At 53.4% G+C, this 16,302-nt stretch carries 18 protein-coding genes and 1 tRNA gene; 13 read left to right on the top strand and 6 right to left on the bottom strand.

Features of this window, described 5'->3' with window-relative positions; genetic code table 11:
• The first annotated feature begins 4 nt into the window (after window positions 1-4).
• Window positions 5-259 (top strand): BolA family iron metabolism protein IbaG, encoded by a 255-nt coding sequence (gene ibaG / locus M8370_RS07040; RefSeq protein WP_008501458.1) that lies wholly within the window; start codon window positions 5-7, stop codon window positions 257-259.
• A 50-nt stretch (window positions 260-309) separates the two neighbouring features.
• Window positions 310-1,569, top strand: a complete 1,260-nt coding sequence (gene murA, locus M8370_RS07035; protein WP_250020702.1) for a UDP-N-acetylglucosamine 1-carboxyvinyltransferase — start codon at window positions 310-312, stop codon at window positions 1,567-1,569.
• A 64-nt stretch (window positions 1,570-1,633) separates the two neighbouring features.
• On the opposite strand, the gene sfsB is transcribed toward murA, so the two are convergent.
• Both sfsB and ispB read right to left on the bottom strand, forming a co-directional pair.
• Window positions 1,634-1,921, bottom strand: a complete 288-nt coding sequence (gene sfsB, locus M8370_RS07030; protein WP_057071236.1) for a DNA-binding transcriptional regulator SfsB — start codon at window positions 1,919-1,921, stop codon at window positions 1,634-1,636.
• Window positions 1,922-2,149: 228 nt separating this feature from the next.
• Window positions 2,150-3,121, bottom strand: a complete 972-nt coding sequence (ispB, locus tag M8370_RS07025) for an octaprenyl diphosphate synthase (protein ID WP_013098929.1) — start codon at window positions 3,119-3,121, stop codon at window positions 2,150-2,152.
• Between the two features lie 257 nt (window positions 3,122-3,378).
• Between ispB and rplU the strand changes: the two genes are divergently transcribed.
• From rplU to cgtA, 4 genes are all read left to right on the top strand, one after another.
• On the top strand, window positions 3,379-3,690 hold the full coding sequence (gene rplU / locus M8370_RS07020; RefSeq protein ID WP_003025032.1) for a 50S ribosomal protein L21: 312 nt from the start codon (window positions 3,379-3,381) through the stop codon (window positions 3,688-3,690).
• A gap of 19 nt (window positions 3,691-3,709) precedes the next feature.
• Window positions 3,710-3,967 carry a 50S ribosomal protein L27 gene (rpmA, locus tag M8370_RS07015; protein ID WP_004385076.1) on the top strand — a complete coding sequence of 86 codons (258 nt, stop codon included), beginning with the start codon at window positions 3,710-3,712 and terminating at the stop codon, window positions 3,965-3,967.
• A 96-nt stretch (window positions 3,968-4,063) separates the two neighbouring features.
• Window positions 4,064-5,038 carry a DMT family transporter gene (locus M8370_RS07010; RefSeq protein WP_250020701.1) on the top strand — a complete coding sequence of 325 codons (975 nt, stop codon included), beginning with the start codon at window positions 4,064-4,066 and terminating at the stop codon, window positions 5,036-5,038.
• The gene (cgtA, locus tag M8370_RS07005) at window positions 5,035-6,207 is read left to right on the top strand and encodes an Obg family GTPase CgtA (RefSeq protein ID WP_014833442.1); all 1,173 of its coding nucleotides are present in this window, start codon (window positions 5,035-5,037) and stop codon (window positions 6,205-6,207) included. The genes M8370_RS07010 and cgtA overlap by 4 nt, the downstream gene beginning before the upstream one ends.
• 37 nt (window positions 6,208-6,244) lie before the next feature.
• Here cgtA and pmrB read toward each other — a convergent pair whose 3' ends face one another.
• The 3 genes from pmrB to dacB are packed head-to-tail and all read right to left on the bottom strand — an operon-like array spanning window position 6,245 to window position 9,383.
• A complete protein-coding gene (gene pmrB / locus M8370_RS07000) occupies window positions 6,245-7,288 on the bottom strand; it encodes a two-component system sensor histidine kinase PmrB (protein ID WP_029883388.1) in 1,044 nt (347 codons plus the stop codon).
• Window positions 7,285-7,947, bottom strand: coding sequence for a two-component system response regulator PmrA (gene pmrA, locus M8370_RS06995; protein ID WP_013098925.1), 663 nt, complete (start codon window positions 7,945-7,947; stop codon window positions 7,285-7,287). Before pmrA ends, pmrB begins: the two co-directional genes overlap by 4 nt.
• 2 nt (window positions 7,948-7,949) lie before the next feature.
• Entirely contained in the window at window positions 7,950-9,383 is a 1,434-nt protein-coding gene (gene dacB, locus M8370_RS06990) for a serine-type D-Ala-D-Ala carboxypeptidase (protein ID WP_045293570.1), read from the bottom strand.
• Between the two features lie 227 nt (window positions 9,384-9,610).
• Here dacB and greA point away from each other — a divergent pair, with 227 nt between their 5' ends.
• Window positions 9,611-10,087, top strand: a complete 477-nt coding sequence (gene greA / locus M8370_RS06985) for a transcription elongation factor GreA (protein WP_013098923.1) — start codon at window positions 9,611-9,613, stop codon at window positions 10,085-10,087.
• 151 nt (window positions 10,088-10,238) lie between these two features.
• On the opposite strand, the gene yhbY is transcribed toward greA, so the two are convergent.
• Entirely contained in the window at window positions 10,239-10,532 is a 294-nt protein-coding gene (yhbY, locus tag M8370_RS06980) for a ribosome assembly RNA-binding protein YhbY (protein ID WP_014833438.1), read from the bottom strand.
• A gap of 127 nt (window positions 10,533-10,659) precedes the next feature.
• Between yhbY and rlmE the strand changes: the two genes are divergently transcribed.
• The 6 genes from rlmE to M8370_RS06950 all read left to right on the top strand — a co-directional run bounded on the left by rlmE (window position 10,660) and on the right by M8370_RS06950 (window position 16,252).
• Window positions 10,660-11,286 (top strand): 23S rRNA (uridine(2552)-2'-O)-methyltransferase RlmE, encoded by a 627-nt coding sequence (gene rlmE, locus M8370_RS06975; protein ID WP_250020700.1) that lies wholly within the window; start codon window positions 10,660-10,662, stop codon window positions 11,284-11,286.
• Between the two features lie 102 nt (window positions 11,287-11,388).
• Window positions 11,389-13,323 carry an ATP-dependent zinc metalloprotease FtsH gene (gene ftsH, locus M8370_RS06970; protein ID WP_013098921.1) on the top strand — a complete coding sequence of 645 codons (1,935 nt, stop codon included), beginning with the start codon at window positions 11,389-11,391 and terminating at the stop codon, window positions 13,321-13,323.
• Between the two features lie 98 nt (window positions 13,324-13,421).
• Window positions 13,422-14,270 carry a dihydropteroate synthase gene (gene folP / locus M8370_RS06965; protein WP_020687345.1) on the top strand — a complete coding sequence of 283 codons (849 nt, stop codon included), beginning with the start codon at window positions 13,422-13,424 and terminating at the stop codon, window positions 14,268-14,270.
• Complete coding sequence (gene glmM / locus M8370_RS06960; protein ID WP_013098919.1) at window positions 14,263-15,600, top strand: phosphoglucosamine mutase; 1,338 nt, start codon at window positions 14,263-14,265, stop codon at window positions 15,598-15,600. Before folP ends, glmM begins: the two co-directional genes overlap by 8 nt.
• A 223-nt stretch (window positions 15,601-15,823) precedes the next feature.
• Complete coding sequence (gene secG, locus M8370_RS06955; protein WP_003861803.1) at window positions 15,824-16,156, top strand: preprotein translocase subunit SecG; 333 nt, start codon at window positions 15,824-15,826, stop codon at window positions 16,154-16,156.
• A 9-nt stretch (window positions 16,157-16,165) separates the two neighbouring features.
• Window positions 16,166-16,252, top strand: a tRNA-Leu gene (locus M8370_RS06950).
• Window positions 16,253-16,302: the final 50 nt, after the last annotated feature.

Below are 16,302 nucleotides of genomic sequence, written 5' to 3'. Positions count from 1 at the left end.
ACCCATGGAAAATCATGAAATCCAGACAGTGCTGATGAATGCACTCTCCCTTCAGGAAGCCCACGTCACAGGCGATGGCAGTCACTTCCAGGTTATTGCTGTGGGTGAGATGTTCGACGGTATGAGCCGTGTGAAGAAACAGCAGGCTGTGTACGCGCCGCTGATGGAATATATTGCGGATAACCGCATCCACGCCCTGTCGATTAAAGCGTTCACCCCGCAAGAGTGGGCACGCGATCGCAAACTAAACGGTTTTTGAGCTGAGGGCGATGCGCCCGCAGCACGGTTGAATTTATAAGAGAGCACACCATGGATAAATTTCGTGTACAGGGGCCGACGCGCCTCCAGGGCGAAGTCACAATTTCTGGCGCGAAAAACGCCGCGCTGCCGATCCTCTTTGCTGCGCTGCTCGCAGAAGAGCCGGTAGAAATTCAGAACGTACCGAAGCTGAAAGATATCGACACCACCATGAAGCTGCTCACCCAGTTGGGGACGAAAGTCGAGCGTAATGGCTCCGTCTGGATCGATGCCAGCAACGTGAACAACTTCTCAGCACCGTACGACCTGGTGAAAACCATGCGTGCATCCATCTGGGCGCTTGGCCCGCTGGTAGCGCGTTTTGGTCAGGGACAGGTGTCACTGCCTGGTGGTTGCGCCATTGGCGCGCGTCCTGTTGACCTGCATATCTTCGGTCTGGAGAAGCTGGGCGCGGAGATCAAACTGGAAGAAGGTTACGTTAAAGCGTCCGTAAATGGCCGCCTGAAAGGCGCACACATTGTCATGGACAAAGTGAGCGTTGGCGCAACCGTCACCATTATGTCCGCGGCAACGCTGGCAGAAGGTACCACTATTATCGAAAACGCCGCGCGCGAGCCGGAAATTGTGGATACCGCCAACTTCCTCGTGGCGCTGGGTGCAAAAATCTCTGGCCAGGGTACCGATCGCATCACCATTGAAGGCGTTGAGCGTCTGGGTGGCGGTGTGTATCGCGTTCTGCCAGACCGTATTGAAACCGGGACTTTCCTGGTGGCTGCGGCCATTTCTGGCGGCAAGATTGTTTGCCGTAATGTGCAGCCTGACACCCTGGATGCGGTGCTGGCGAAGCTGCGTGAAGCGGGTGCGGATATCGAAACCGGTGAAGACTGGATCAGCCTTGATATGCACGGTAAACGTCCAAAAGCGGTAACCGTTCGCACGGCACCGCATCCGGCATTCCCGACCGATATGCAGGCTCAGTTCACGCTGCTGAACCTGGTGGCGGAAGGTACCGGTGTGATCACCGAGACTATCTTCGAGAACCGCTTCATGCACGTACCGGAACTGATCCGTATGGGCGCACATGCAGAGATCGAAAGTAACACGGTGATTTGCCACGGTGTTGAGAAGCTCTCCGGTGCGCAGGTTATGGCAACCGATCTGCGTGCGTCTGCGAGCCTGGTATTAGCGGGTTGTATCGCGGAAGGAACGACGGTTGTGGATCGTATCTACCACATCGATCGTGGTTACGAGCGTATTGAAGACAAACTGCGCGCGCTGGGTGCCAATATCGAGCGTGTGAAGGGCGAGTAATCGTTCCGGCAGCCCCCTGCCAGAGATGGCCGGGGGGTTGCTGTTCCTGTCAAAAAAAAGCGCGTCAGACCGCTTGCTCTTTCCTGGTTTTTTTCTGGCGAATCATACGTGTTCTGTCAATAAACTCATGGGTAATAGGATCGTGGTAACGCGAGGGCCAAATGACCCACGGGTGCGTCTCCAGCGCCGATGCAATAATCAATTCACCCTTTGGCCAGGGGCGAGTCAGGGCATTTGCCAGCGTTGATGAGCTCAATCCATTGCGACGTGATTCAGCGGCGAGCGATGTTCCTTTTTTGCGCAGCGCAGCAATAATATCTGCTGAGTGCCAGTCGATAAATTTCATATCCATAAAGCTGTCCTTGTGTTCGTAATCACCCACGTCATTTCTACCGAAACGACGGGGTTACTATACTCATTTTGAACACAGGCTCTAAAAAGTTCGCGTTACTTGAAGGAATATTCAGAATAAGACATGGCTTTATTCATGCGGTCTGTAAACCGATGATTTTACGCGAATATGGAATTTATAAGAACTTATTGAAATCTCCCCGCGAAGGCCGCGGGGAGAAGCGAGAGGTTAACGATCGCGCTGTACGGCGATGTGGGCAAGGCCGATTAACGCATCGCGCCATGGGCTGTCTGGAATGACCTGCAGTGCCGCGATGGCTTTATCCGCCTCTTCTTCAGCGCGCTGACGCGTCCACTCCAGCGAGCCGCAGATGGCCATTGTTTCCAGTACCGGTTCCAGTAGATGGCGACCATTTCCCTGCTCAATCGCTTCACGGATCATTTTCGCCTGGTCAGCGGATCCGTTGTGCATGGCATGGAGCAGCGGCAGGGTCGGTTTACCTTCGTTGAGGTCATCGCCGACGTTTTTGCCGAGCGTTTCGCCATCAGCACTGTAGTCCAGCAAATCGTCAATCAGCTGGAATGCGGTCCCCAGATAACGGCCATAGTCCTGCAGCCCTTTTTCCTGCGCAGCGGTACAGCCAGCCAGAATGCCGGAACATTGCGCCGCGGCTTCAAACAGGCGCGCGGTTTTGCTGTAGATTACGCGCATGTAATTTTCTTCGGTGATGTCAGGATCGTTGACGTTCATCAGCTGCAGCACTTCGCCTTCCGCGATCACGTTAACGGCTTCAGACATCACTTCCAGCACTTTCAGAGAGCCGAGGCTGGTCATCATCTGGAAGGCACGGGTATAGATAAAATCACCGACCAGAACGCTGGCTGCGTTGCCGAAGGCGGCGTTTGCCGTGGCTTTGCCACGACGCATGTCTGATTCATCCACAACATCATCATGCAGAAGCGTCGCAGTGTGAATAAATTCGATCAGTGCTGCGATAGTGACATGAGCCTTTCCCTGATAACCCACGGCTCTGGCGGCCAGTATGGCAATCATCGGGCGAATACGTTTACCGCCGCCGCTGACGATGTAATAGCCCAACTGATTGATTAGCTGAACATCAGAGTTGAGTTGTTCCAGGATTGCTGCATTCACACCCGCCATATCTTGCGCGGTTAACTCGTTGATTTTTTCTAAATTCATCGCAAAAGCCGGGCTTTTTATCCTGTTTATCCCATCTTTGATGGGGTAACGAAGGGTTTCGGTTTATCAATAGTATTGCTGATTGTACTGAAAAAACGGCTCAGATAAACGCTACCGTACGTGTTGTGTTTTTTTTCTTCATGTATTGATGGTAGCACTTGTCAAAGGCTCGCGTTTTGCGTAATATTCGCGCCCTATTGTGAATATTTATAGCGCACTCTGATTCATACGAGGATGTGCGCGGAAGCGGAGTTTATATGTACGCGGTTTTCCAAAGTGGTGGTAAACAACACCGAGTAAGCGAAGGTCAGACCGTTCGCCTGGAAAAGCTGGACATCGCAACTGGCGAATCTGTTGAGTTCGCAGAAGTTCTGATGATCGCAAACGGTGAAGAAGTCAAAATCGGCGTTCCTTTCGTTGATGGCGGCGTTATCAAAGCTGAAGTTGTTGCTCACGGTCGTGGCGAGAAAGTTAAAATCGTTAAGTTTCGTCGTCGTAAACACTACCGTAAGCAGCAGGGCCACCGTCAGTGGTTCACTGATGTGAAAATTACTGGCATCAGCGCCTAAGACCTGAGGAGAGATTTAAATGGCACATAAAAAGGCTGGCGGCTCCACACGTAACGGTCGCGATTCAGAAGCTAAACGCCTGGGCGTTAAGCGTTTCGGTGGCGAATCCGTTCTGGCGGGTAGCATCATCGTTCGTCAACGTGGTACCAAATTCCACGCTGGCAACAACGTAGGTTGCGGTCGTGACCACACTCTGTTTGCTAAAGCAGACGGTAAAGTGAAATTTGAAGTTAAAGGCCCGAACAACCGTAAATACATCAGCATCGTTGCTGAGTAAGGTTTTCTCGGTCCGGTAACGGATTAAAGCCCCGCAACCTGTTGCGGGGCTTTTTACATTGGAAACCCGGTAATTTTTTCTGTAGGGAAAACGGGCATGAAGCAGCAGGCCGGCATTGGAATTCTTTTGGCGCTCACAACCGCAATGTGCTGGGGTGCGCTGCCAATTGCAATGAAGCAGGTACTGGAAGTGATGGAACCGCCTACGGTGGTGTTTTATCGCTTTCTGATGGCAAGTATCGGCCTGGGTGCCATCCTTGCTGTTAAAGGCAAGCTTCCGCCCCTGCGTCTCTTCCGTAAACCGCGCTGGCTGGTATTACTGGCTATCGCGACGGGGGGACTGTTTGGTAACTTCATTCTGTTCAGTTCTTCCCTGCAATATCTCAGCCCGACGGCGTCGCAAGTGATTGGTCAACTTTCACCGGTCGGCATGATGGTTGCCAGCGTCGTTATCCTCAAGGAGAAGATGCGCGGTACGCAGATCGTCGGGGCGAGCATGCTGCTATGTGGCCTGGTAATGTTCTTCAATACCAGCCTGATAGAGATTTTTACCCGCCTGACCGATTACACCTGGGGTGTAATCTTCGGTGTGGGGGCAGCAACGGTTTGGGTGAGCTATGGCGTCGCGCAAAAGGTGTTATTGCGTCGTCTTGCCTCACAGCAGATCCTCTTTTTGCTGTACACTTTGTGTACAATAGCATTATTGCCGTTAGCGAAGCCGGGGGTGATCACCCTGCTTAGCGACTGGCAGCTGGCGTGCCTCATATTTTGTGGGCTGAATACGCTGGTCGGTTATGGCGCGCTGGCCGAAGCAATGGCGCGCTGGCAGGCAGCACAGGTGAGCGCATTGATTACGCTCACTCCGCTGTTTACGCTGTTATTTTCAGATTTGTTATCAATGGCCTGGCCCGATGTCTTCGTCAGACCGATGCTCAACCTGTTGGGCTATCTCGGTGCGTTTGTCGTGGTTGCGGGCGCGATGTATTCCGCCATTGGTCATCGTCTCTGGGGGCGTTGGCGCAAAAATGAAGCGGTCCCCGCTCAGGCGAATGATTTACGGAGAGTAAAATGAAGTTTGTTGATGAAGCGACGATCCTGGTCGTGGCAGGTGATGGCGGCAACGGTTGCGTAAGCTTCCGCCGTGAAAAATATATTCCTCGTGGTGGCCCTGACGGCGGCGATGGCGGCGACGGCGGTGACGTATGGCTGGAGGCGGATGAGAACCTCAACACGCTGATCGACTACCGTTTCGAAAAATCTTTCCGCGCTGAGCGTGGCCAGAACGGCCAGAGTCGTGACTGTACCGGTAAACGTGGTAAAGACGTCACCATTAAGGTACCGGTGGGTACGCGTGTGATCGATCAGGGTACCGGTGAGACTATGGGCGACATGACCAAACACGGTCAGCGTCTGATGGTTGCAAAAGGGGGGTGGCACGGTCTGGGCAACAGCCGTTTCAAATCTTCCGTCAACCGTACGCCGCGTCAGAAAACAATGGGTACGCCGGGCGATAAGCGCGACCTGCAGCTGGAGCTGATGCTGCTGGCCGATGTGGGGATGCTGGGGATGCCAAACGCTGGTAAATCCACCTTTATTCGCGCCGTCTCTGCCGCTAAGCCAAAAGTAGCGGACTATCCGTTTACCACGCTGGTGCCAAGCCTGGGCGTTGTCCGTATGGATAACGAGAAGAGCTTTGTGGTTGCCGATATCCCGGGTCTGATTGAAGGCGCAGCGGAAGGTGCCGGTCTGGGTATCCGCTTCCTGAAACACCTTGAGCGCTGCCGTGTACTGCTGCACCTCATCGATATCGATCCGATCGACGGGTCCGATCCGGTAGAAAATGCCCGTATCATCGTCGGCGAGCTGGAGAAATACAGCGAGAAACTGGCGAACAAACCGCGCTGGCTGGTCTTTAACAAGATTGACCTGATGGATAAAGCCGAAGCGGAAGCAAAAGCGAAAGCCATTGCTGAAGCGATGGGGTGGGAAGAGAAATACTACCTGATCTCTGCGGCAAGCCAGGTTGGCGTAAAAGATCTCTGCTGGGATGTGATGACCTTTATCATCGAGAACCCGGTTGTTCAGGCGGAAGAAGCGAAGCAGCCTGAAAAAGTCGAATTCATGTGGGATGACTACCACCGTCAACAGCTTGAAGAGCTGGAAGCGGAAGAGGAAGACGACTGGGACGACGACTGGGATGAAGACGACGAAGAAGGCGTCGAGTTCATCTACAAGCACTAATGACCCGATAAGGCCCCTGTTGATACAGGGGCTTTTTTTATTCTAACGTTGAAGGCAGCCAGCAACTGGCAATGAGTCCGCCTTCTGCGGCATTCTCCAGCGTCAGCTTTCCGTGGTGAAGCTGCACAATGCGTTGCACAATGCTCAGACCCAGGCCACTGCCACCGTAGCGCTGATCGAGACGACGGAACGGCTCGGTAATTGACTGCCGGTGTGCTTCATCAATACCGGGACCCTGATCGATAACACTAACCCGCGTACCGCCGTCCTGTGCGGTCAATGTCACTGTGATGGTGGTCCCTGCGGGGCTATAACGCCCGGCATTCTCCAGCAGGTTACGCAGCATGAGTCGCAGAAGCACCGCGTCCCCCTGCACCGTTAGCGGACTTTTGGCCGGCCATATCACCGTATGTTCTTTGGCTTCATGCTCAAGGCCAAGCGGGGTGATGATATTGTCTGTCCAGTTTACCGTCTCGTAGTGGCCGCTCGCCATTGCCTGCCCGGCCCGCGCCAGCATCAGCAGCTGTTCAATGGTATGCATGAGTTGATCGATACGGCTGATTAATGCTGAAGCCTGTGGCGAACCTGACTGTGCCATCAGTTCCAGATGCAATCTGATCCCGGCGAGTGGGGTTCGCAGTTCATGCGCGGCATCGGCGGTAAAGAGCCTTTCCTGTTGAATGGTGTGATCAAGCCTGGCGAGCAATTGGTTCAGAGAGGTTGTGACGGCGCCAATCTCTTCCATGTCTGAATACATGGGCAGCGGAGTGAGGTTGTCCGCCGAACGATTCGCCAGACTGGCCCGCAATTGATTCAGCGGACGAGTTATCCAGGTGACTGCCCAGAAGGAGAAGAGCAGGGTAAAACCGACCATCACCAGGGAAGGGACCAGCAGCGAGGCAATCGCTTCGCGGATCTCTTTTTCGACATGGTTGTTACGTGCCTTTGCAGACAGCGTTTCATTGACCAGAAAGCCAATCTGTTCGCGGCTTTCATGCCACAGCCAAATCACGCTTATCAACTGGAAAAATAACAGGATCACCGCCAGCAAAACCATTAATCGCCGACGCATACTGTTCATTTCTGTCTCTCCAGACGATAACCCACGCCACGAACGGTTTTTATCCGGTCTTTGCCAAGTTTGCGTCGCAAATTGTGAATGTGGACTTCAAGGGTATTTGACCCCGGATCGTCCTGCCAGGAGTAGATATCCTGCTGGAGGGTTTCACGGTGTACCGTCTGCCCGCTACGCATGATCAGACGCGTAAGCAGGGCGAACTCTTTCGGTGTGACCTCAACAGGCAGAGACTGGCACAGCACCTGCTGAGTTTGCAGATTCAGGGTAATATCACCGTCGGTCAGTAAGTTATCACTGTGCCCCTGATAGCGGCGAATTAACGCCCGCACGCGCGCCTGTAGCTCTGCAAGGGCAAACGGCTTCACCAGATAATCATCCGCGCCGGAATCCAGGCCGTTGATACGATCTTCGATGGCATCGCGCGCCGTCAGGATCAACACCGGGTTGTCAACACCGCGACGCCGCCACTGGCTTAACAACGTGGCCCCGTCTTTATCCGGGAGGCCCAGATCGAGGATCACCAGACTGTATTCACCGCTCTGGATCAGGGCATCCGCCTCTGCCGCCGTGGCGGCGCAGTCGAGGGCATAGCCTTCATTGGACAGCGCCAGCGCCAGCCCTTCCTGTAATAACAGATCGTCTTCAACTATAAGTAGTTTCATCGCTAGTTATTCTGGTAGATGTCCTTATAAAGCCTGCTTTCGAAGCGCACCAGCGGGATACGGCGATTGCGCTGGTCGGCCGGTTCGACGGCATAGCCGGAAAGATACTGCACGAATGCCAGACGCTGCCCGCTGGCGGTGGTGATGAAGCCTGCAAGGTTGTAAACACCCTGCAGTGAACCTGTTTTGGCTGATACCTTACCGTCCACACCGGCCGCGTGAAGACCGGCCCGGTACTGAAGTGAACCGTCATGCCCGGCAAGTGGCAGCATCGAAATAAAGTTTAGCTCAGTGTCATGTTGTGCAATGTACTGAAGCACTTGCATCATGGTTGCCGGGGAGATCAAATTGTGACGTGATAACCCGGAACCATCGACAGCGATGGTGTTGCCCAGATCGATCCCCGCCTGCTGACGAAGGATCTGACGCACAGCGTCGGAACCCGCACGCCAGGTTCCCGGAACGCCAAAACGCGCGTGACCAATCATGCGGAACACGGTGTCGGCGATCATATTGTCAGACTTCTTCAGCATGATCCTTAGCAAATCGTGCAACGGTGCAGACTGTTTGCTGGCGACAACCGTGCCGGGTTGATTAACCTGCGTCTGGCGGAGCAGGGTACCGGTATAGGTGATCCCAGCCTGTTTCAGTTCGTCCTTGAGAATTGCGCCCGCGTAGCTTGCGCCATCCTGGATGGCGAAGGCCAGCGGGAGGGGATCGGCGCGTTGCGTCAGGCAACCGGTAAGCGTGAAGCGGTTAAGGTCGCCGGGCACCACATCCAGTTCGCAATATTGCGCATCCGGGGAGCCTTTTGCCAGCGTTCGGACCTGGCTAAACATGGTGACCGGGTAGTAAGACGCCACGCGAATAAACGCTAAATCGTCCGGTTTTGGCGCGCTGTAAAGCGAAATCGAGAAGCAGTTACGATCAACAATCGCTGCCGATGGCGGTGCGCTAAAGCACTGCGTCATGTCGTTCCACGGCCAGCCCGGCGCTTTATCGTGGCTGGCAAAGATGGAGGTGTCGATCAACACGTTGCCATCGATCTTCTGCACGCCAGATTTTTTCAGCACCGCCACCATGTTGCGGATATCCTGACGCTTGAAGGTGGGGTCACCGCCAAAACGGGCAATAAGATCGCCTTTCAGTTCACCGTCTTTAACCTCTCCTTTAGTCTCAAGAGTCGTGGTAAAACGGAAGTCAGGACCAAGCTGAAGCAGGGCAGCGAGCGCAGTGATCACCTTCTGAGTACTGGCAGGCAGCGCCATTTGTTGACTGTGGTAGTCAATCTCAGGTGCCTGCGCGCCGACCTTCTGCACCATCAGAGCAAGGTTGGCCCCGGCAGGGAGCTGATTAATGTATTCATCAACATTCGCGGCCTGAACGCTGAACGTTATACTGGTAGTCAATCCGATGATAAATCTGGAAAATCGCATAATCTCGCGCTAACAACCCGAAAACAAACCGTCATACTACGGTGCATGGCACTGCAAAGTAAACGATGACCCATAGTGAACTTCGCGGTAAAATACGTATCAAATTGAAAATTGCTGCTGACCTGGGGCGTTGCTCCCGGGTCGGTTTTCTTTTTGCTTCTGGCCCGCTCACGAGGGCCGGGGCAGGGAACACTGCTCCCAACAGGAATGTTTAAGAGGTATAACAAATGCAAGCTATTCCGATGACCTTACGTGGTGCCGAAAAACTGCGCGAAGAGCTGGATTTCCTGAAATCTGTTCGTCGCCCTGAAATCATCGCCGCTATCGCGGAAGCGCGTGAGCATGGCGACCTGAAAGAGAACGCTGAATACCACGCGGCGCGTGAGCAGCAGGGTTTCTGTGAAGGGCGTATTAAAGATATCGAAGCTAAGCTGTCCAATGCGCAGGTTATCGATATCACCAAAATGCCAAACAATGGGCGTGTGATCTTTGGTTCGACCGTTAGCGTGCTGAACCTGGACACTGACGAAGAGCAGACTTACCGCATCGTGGGTGACGATGAAGCAGACTTCAAACAGAACCTGATTTCAGTGAACTCACCGATTGCTCGCGGCCTGATTGGCAAAGAGCAGGACGATGTCGTGACCATCCGTACCCCGGGTGGCGAAGTGGAATACGAAATTATTAAGGTTGAGTACCTGTAATTCGCCTCTCCACGAAGATGTTGATACATTGTAAAGAAAGGAAAAAGGCCGCATAGCGGCCTTTTATCAACTCAAGGAGCATGGCATTTTGCTCACCTGCTGACAGAAATCCCTCGTTTTACACAGAAAATGTGTTTAATTCAGGATATCCTTAGCGTGGCAGCGAGATTTTACGCTCTTTAGTTGGGCGATAGAGCACCAGCGTTTTACCGATGACCTGCACGTTACAGGCACCGGTTTCGCGCACGATGGCTTCCACGATCAAGTTCTTCGTGTCTCTGTCTTCAGAGGCAATTTTCACCTTGATCAGCTCGTGGTGTTCCAGCGCTTGTTCAATCTCGGCAAGCACCCCTTCGGTCAAACCATTGTTGCCAAGCATGACTACAGGCTTGAGCGGATGTGCCAGACCTTTAAGGTGCTGTTTTTGTTTAGTACTCAGATTCATCGTATATTTTTGCTTACGTTGGGATTGAAAACGGTTCATTCTACCGCCATCTCCCTTATATCGCCAAATAGCTGCGTAGAAATTTACGTCACAGGCAAGCAACGATGAACCAGGACGGAAATGTTAAATGACAGGTAAAAAGCGTTCTGCCAGCTCCAGCCGCTGGCTTCAGGAACACTTTAGCGATAAATATGTTCAACAGGCACAGAAAAAGGGGTTGCGTTCCCGTGCCTGGTTTAAACTTGATGAAATACAGCAAAGTGACAAACTTTTTAAGCCGGGGATGACGGTGGTTGACCTCGGTGCGGCACCTGGCGGATGGTCGCAGTATGCGGTAACGCAGATTGGCGGCACGGGCCGCATCATCGCATGCGATCTTTTACCAATGGATCCCATCGTTGGTGTCGACTTCCTTCAGGGCGACTTTCGTGATGAATTAGTGCTGAAAGCGATACTTGATCGTGTTGGTGACAGTAAGGTCCAGGTTGTCATGTCGGATATGGCACCAAATATGTGTGGAACACCGGCGGTGGATATCCCCCGCGCCATGTATCTGGTGGAGCTAGCGTTAGAAATGTGTCGTGATGTACTAGCGCCTGGTGGTAGTTTTGTTGTGAAGGTGTTTCAGGGCGAAGGTTTCGAGGAGTATCTTAAGGAAATTCGCTCCCTGTTTGCGAAGGTTAAAGTTCGTAAGCCGGACTCTTCCCGGGCCCGTTCCCGTGAAGTGTATATTGTAGCGACCGGGCGAAAATGATAACCGGTAGATTTCAGACGAAAGTTTGAATGACACTGGATATAGAGTATCCTGACGCTGTTTTTAACACAGTTGTAATATGAGGTTAATCCCTTGAGTGACATGGCGAAAAACCTAATACTCTGGCTGGTCATTGCCGTTGTGCTGATGTCAGTATTCCAGAGCTTTGGGCCCAGCGAGTCGAATGGCCGCAAGGTGGATTATTCTACCTTCCTGCAGGAGGTCAATCAGGACCAGGTTCGCGAAGCGCGTATCAACGGACGTGAGATCAACGTTACCAAGAAAGATAGTAACCGTTACACGACTTACATCCCGGTGAACGATCCTAAGCTGCTTGATAACCTTCTGACTAAAAACGTCAAGGTGGTAGGTGAGCCGCCAGAAGAACCGAGCCTGCTGGCTTCTATCTTCATCTCCTGGTTCCCGATGCTGCTTCTTATCGGCGTCTGGATCTTCTTTATGCGCCAGATGCAGGGCGGCGGTGGCAAAGGTGCCATGTCGTTCGGTAAGAGCAAGGCGCGTATGTTGACGGAAGATCAGATCAAAACCACGTTTGCAGACGTCGCCGGTTGTGACGAAGCAAAAGAAGAGGTGGGTGAACTGGTTGAATACCTGCGCGAGCCGAGCCGTTTCCAGAAGCTGGGCGGTAAGATCCCGAAAGGCGTCCTGATGGTCGGCCCTCCGGGTACCGGTAAGACCCTGCTGGCGAAAGCCATCGCGGGTGAAGCGAAGGTACCGTTCTTTACTATTTCAGGTTCTGACTTCGTAGAAATGTTCGTGGGTGTCGGTGCTTCTCGTGTGCGTGACATGTTCGAGCAGGCTAAAAAGGCAGCACCGTGCATTATCTTCATCGATGAAATCGACGCCGTAGGCCGCCAGCGTGGCGCTGGTCTGGGCGGTGGTCACGATGAACGTGAGCAGACCCTGAACCAGATGCTGGTTGAGATGGACGGCTTCGAAGGTAACGAGGGTATTATCGTTATCGCGGCAACTAACCGTCCGGACGTTCTTGACCCTGCGCTGCTGCGTCCAGGCCGTTTCGACCGTCAGGTTGTGGTCGGTCTGCCGGATGTTCGTGGTCGTGAACAGATTCTGAAAGTGCACATGCGTCGCGTACCGCTGGCGCCAGATATCGACGCGGCAATCATTGCGCGCGGTACTCCGGGCTTCTCCGGTGCGGACCTGGCTAACCTGGTCAACGAAGCTGCACTGTTTGCCGCTCGCGGTAACAAACGTGTAGTGTCGATGGTGGAATTCGAAAAAGCGAAAGACAAAATCATGATGGGTGCGGAACGTCGCTCCATGGTGATGACGGAAGCGCAAAAAGAGTCCACGGCATACCACGAAGCGGGCCACGCGATTATCGGTCGACTGGTGCCGGAACACGATCCGGTGCATAAAGTGACGATCATTCCGCGCGGTCGTGCGCTGGGTGTGACCTTCTTCCTGCCTGAAGGCGACGCGATCAGCGCCAGCCGTCAGAAGCTGGAAAGCCAGATTTCAACCCTGTACGGCGGTCGTCTGGCGGAAGAGATTATCTACGGTCCGGAACATGTTTCTACCGGTGCGTCCAACGATATTAAAGTGGCGACAAACCTGGCGCGTAACATGGTGACCCAATGGGGCTTCTCCGACAAACTCGGTCCACTGCTTTATGCAGAGGAAGAGGGCGAAGTATTCCTGGGCCGTTCTGTGGCGAAAGCGAAACATATGTCTGATGAAACGGCTCGTATCATCGACCAGGAAGTGAAAGCGCTGATTGAACGTAACTACGGTCGCGCACGTCAGATCCTGAACGACAATATGGACATCCTGCATTCGATGAAAGATGCGCTCATGAAATATGAGACCATCGATGCTCCGCAGATTGACGACCTGATGGCTCGTCGCGAAGTGCGTCCGCCAGCAGGCTGGGAAGACCCAGGCGCTTCCAACAATTCTGACAACAATGGCACCCCGCGTGCGCCGCGTCCGGTTGATGAACCGCGTACGCCGAACCCGGGTAACACCATGTCAGAACAGTTGGGCGACAAGTAAGTCACTGCTGTTGGCGAGTGTGTCTGTACCTCAAACCCTGGAGCTTGCTCCGGGGTTTTTCTTTTCTGTTTAACCACATTAATACCAGGGATTTAGCCATGAAACTTTTCGCCCAGGACTCGCATCTCGATCTCTCACATCCGCATGTGATGGGGATCCTGAATGTTACCCCTGACTCCTTCTCAGATGGCGGTACGCATAACACGCTTATTGAGGCGGTTAAGCACGCCAATCTGATGATCAACGCGGGCGCTACCATCATTGACGTTGGCGGTGAGTCGACGCGTCCGGGGGCGGCAGAGGTTTCAGTGGAGGAAGAACTGGCGCGTGTGGTGCCGGTGGTTGAAGCCATCGCACAACGTTTTGAGGTGTGGATATCCGTGGACACGTCTAAGCCAGAGGTGATTCGTGAAGTGGCGCGAGTGGGTGCTCACATCATCAATGATATCCGCTCTCTGACCGAGCCGGGGGCGATTGAAGCGGCTGCGGAAACCGGGCTGCCGGTTTGTCTGATGCATATGCAGGGAAAACCGAAAACGATGCAGGATGCGCCTAAGTATGAGGATGTCTTTGCGGATGTGAATCGCTTCTTTATTGAGCATATTGCACGCTGTGAACGTGCAGGTATCGCAAAAGAGAAATTGCTGCTCGACCCGGGGTTCGGTTTCGGTAAAAATCTCTCCCACAATTATGCGTTGCTTGCGCGTTTATCCGAGTTTCATCATTTCGGCCTGCCGTTGCTGGTTGGCATGTCGAGAAAGTCGATGATTGGGCAGTTGCTGAATGTCGGGCCGAGTGAACGCCTGAGCGGCAGTCTGGCCTGCGCGGTGATTGCAGCAATGCAAGGCGCGCATATTATCCGTGTCCATGATGTTAAAGAAACAGTAGAAGCCATGCGTGTGGTGGAAGCCACACTGGCAGCGAAGGAAAAGAAACGCTATGAGTAATCGTAAATATTTTGGTACCGATGGTATCCGTGGGCGCGTAGGCGATGCTCCAATCACCCCTGATTTTGTGCTTAAGCTTGGCTGGGCTGCTGGCAAGGTTCTGGCACGTCATGGCTCGCGTAAGATCATCATTGGCAAAGACACCCGCATTTCCGGCTATATGCTGGAGTCCGCACTGGAAGCCGGTCTCGCCGCTGCCGGGCTTTCAGCATCCTTTACTGGCCCAATGCCAACACCTGCTGTCGCCTATCTGACGCGTACCTTCCGCGCGGAAGCCGGCATCGTGATTTCCGCCTCACATAACCCGTTCTATGATAACGGTATCAAGTTCTTCTCCATCGATGGCACCAAGCTGCCGGATGATGTGGAAGAGGCGATCGAAGCCGAAATGGAAAAAGAGATCACCTGTGTTGATTCCGCTGAGCTGGGCAAAGCAAACCGTATTGTCGATGCGGCTGGTCGTTACATTGAATTCTGCAAAGGGACCTTCCCGAACGAGCTAAGCCTGGCTCACCTCAAAATTGTGGTGGACTGTGCAAACGGCGCGACGTATCACATTGCGCCGAATGTTTTCCGCGAGCTTGGGGCGAAAGTGATCACCATCGGCTGTGAGCCTGATGGTCTGAACATTAACGAACAGGTTGGTGCGACGGACGTTCGTGCCCTGCAGGCACGCGTGCTGGCAGAAAAAGCGGACCTGGGTATTGCCCTGGACGGCGACGGCGACCGTGTGATCATGGTTGACCACGAAGGGAACAAGGTCGATGGCGACCAGATCCTCTACATTATTGCGCGTGAAGGTCTGCGTCAGGGACAGCTGCGCGGTGGTGCGGTTGGCACGCTGATGAGCAACATGGGTCTGGAGCTGGCATTGAAACAGCTGGGGATCCCGTTTGTTCGCGCGAAGGTGGGTGACCGCTACGTGCTGGAAAAACTGCAGGAGAAAGGCTGGCGCATTGGCGCTGAAAACTCCGGCCATGTGATCCTGCTCGACAAAACCACCACCGGTGACGGCATTGTGGCAGCGCTTCAGGTTGTTGCCGCGATGGCACGTAACCATATGAGCCTGCACGATCTTTGCAGCGGCATGAAAATGTTCCCGCAGATCCTTGTGAACGTGCGCTTCACCGCAGGCAAAGGCGATCCGCTGGAAAATGATAACGTCAAAGCGGTGATGGCAGACGTTGAGGCTGCGCTTGGCAACCGTGGGCGTGTCCTGCTGCGTAAGTCAGGTACTGAACCGCTGATCCGCGTGATGGTGGAAGGCGAAGACGAAGCGCAGGTGACTGAATTTGCGCACCGTATTGCAGATGCTGTAAAAGCTGCATAACTTTTCACAGTAAGTGTTTAAAAAGGCGGCGCTTGCCGCCTTAGTTTTAAGCATTTAATGGCTTTTTGCTGTTTTTTTCTGCAGTTGATACAATGCGTCAAAATTGCCCTTGCGAAGGTCATTCGCTTTGGTTAGTATTCACACCCGCTTCAGTGGGAAACAAAAATCCTGCTAATTGGTCGAAGCATTGGTATGCGGCAAATCCGCAAGGAACAGGTTGATTATGTACGAAGCTCTTTTAGTTATTTTCCTTATTGTAGCCATCGCTCTCGTAGCGCTGATTATGCTGCAGCAAGGTAAAGGCGCTGATATGGGAGCCTCCTTCGGAGCAGGCGCTTCCGGTACGCTGTTCGGTTCAAGTGGTTCTGCGAACTTCATGACCCGTACTACAGCGATTCTGGCTACGCTGTTCTTCATCATCAGCCTGGTGCTTGGCAATATCAACAGCAACAAGACCAGCAAAGGAAGCGAGTGGGAAAACCTGAGCGCGCCAGCGAAAACTGAGCAGACTCAGCCAGCTGCACCGGCTAAGCCAACCAGCGATATCCCGCAGTAAGTATTCCGTACCGAGGTGGTGGAATTGGTAGACACGCTACCTTGAGGTGGTAGTGCCCTAACGGGCTTGTGGGTTCGAGTCCCATCCTCGGTACCAATATTCCAGAAAAAAGACGTCGAAAGACGTCTTTTTTTTCGTCTGTATTC

It is taken from the genome of Enterobacter cloacae complex sp. OE43NF, assembly GCF_023544405.1.
Taxonomy (GTDB): domain Bacteria; phylum Pseudomonadota; class Gammaproteobacteria; order Enterobacterales; family Enterobacteriaceae; genus Enterobacter; species Enterobacter cloacae.
This window is presented reverse-complemented; position numbering and strand designations above follow the sequence as displayed.

Bases quoted from the DNA above. Each gene is read 5' to 3' on its own strand.
- ibaG (WP_008501458.1), top strand. From the start codon at position 5: ATGGAAAATCATGAAATCCAGACAGTGCTGATGAATGCACTCTCCCTT.
- murA (WP_250020702.1), top strand. From the start codon at position 310: ATGGATAAATTTCGTGTACAGGGGCCGACGCGCCTCCAGGGCGAAGTC.
- sfsB (WP_057071236.1), bottom strand. From the start codon at position 1,921: ATGGATATGAAATTTATCGACTGGCACTCAGCAGATATTATTGCTGCG.
- ispB (WP_013098929.1), bottom strand. From the start codon at position 3,121: ATGAATTTAGAAAAAATCAACGAGTTAACCGCGCAAGATATGGCGGGT.
- rplU (WP_003025032.1), top strand. From the start codon at position 3,379: ATGTACGCGGTTTTCCAAAGTGGTGGTAAACAACACCGAGTAAGCGAA.
- rpmA (WP_004385076.1), top strand. From the start codon at position 3,710: ATGGCACATAAAAAGGCTGGCGGCTCCACACGTAACGGTCGCGATTCA.
- M8370_RS07010 (WP_250020701.1), top strand. From the start codon at position 4,064: ATGAAGCAGCAGGCCGGCATTGGAATTCTTTTGGCGCTCACAACCGCA.
- cgtA (WP_014833442.1), top strand. From the start codon at position 5,035: ATGAAGTTTGTTGATGAAGCGACGATCCTGGTCGTGGCAGGTGATGGC.
- pmrB (WP_029883388.1), bottom strand. From the start codon at position 7,288: ATGAACAGTATGCGTCGGCGATTAATGGTTTTGCTGGCGGTGATCCTG.
- pmrA (WP_013098925.1), bottom strand. From the start codon at position 7,947: ATGAAACTACTTATAGTTGAAGACGATCTGTTATTACAGGAAGGGCTG.
- dacB (WP_045293570.1), bottom strand. From the start codon at position 9,383: ATGCGATTTTCCAGATTTATCATCGGATTGACTACCAGTATAACGTTC.
- greA (WP_013098923.1), top strand. From the start codon at position 9,611: ATGCAAGCTATTCCGATGACCTTACGTGGTGCCGAAAAACTGCGCGAA.
- yhbY (WP_014833438.1), bottom strand. From the start codon at position 10,532: ATGAATCTGAGTACTAAACAAAAACAGCACCTTAAAGGTCTGGCACAT.
- rlmE (WP_250020700.1), top strand. From the start codon at position 10,660: ATGACAGGTAAAAAGCGTTCTGCCAGCTCCAGCCGCTGGCTTCAGGAA.
- ftsH (WP_013098921.1), top strand. From the start codon at position 11,389: ATGGCGAAAAACCTAATACTCTGGCTGGTCATTGCCGTTGTGCTGATG.
- folP (WP_020687345.1), top strand. From the start codon at position 13,422: ATGAAACTTTTCGCCCAGGACTCGCATCTCGATCTCTCACATCCGCAT.
- glmM (WP_013098919.1), top strand. From the start codon at position 14,263: ATGAGTAATCGTAAATATTTTGGTACCGATGGTATCCGTGGGCGCGTA.
- secG (WP_003861803.1), top strand. From the start codon at position 15,824: ATGTACGAAGCTCTTTTAGTTATTTTCCTTATTGTAGCCATCGCTCTC.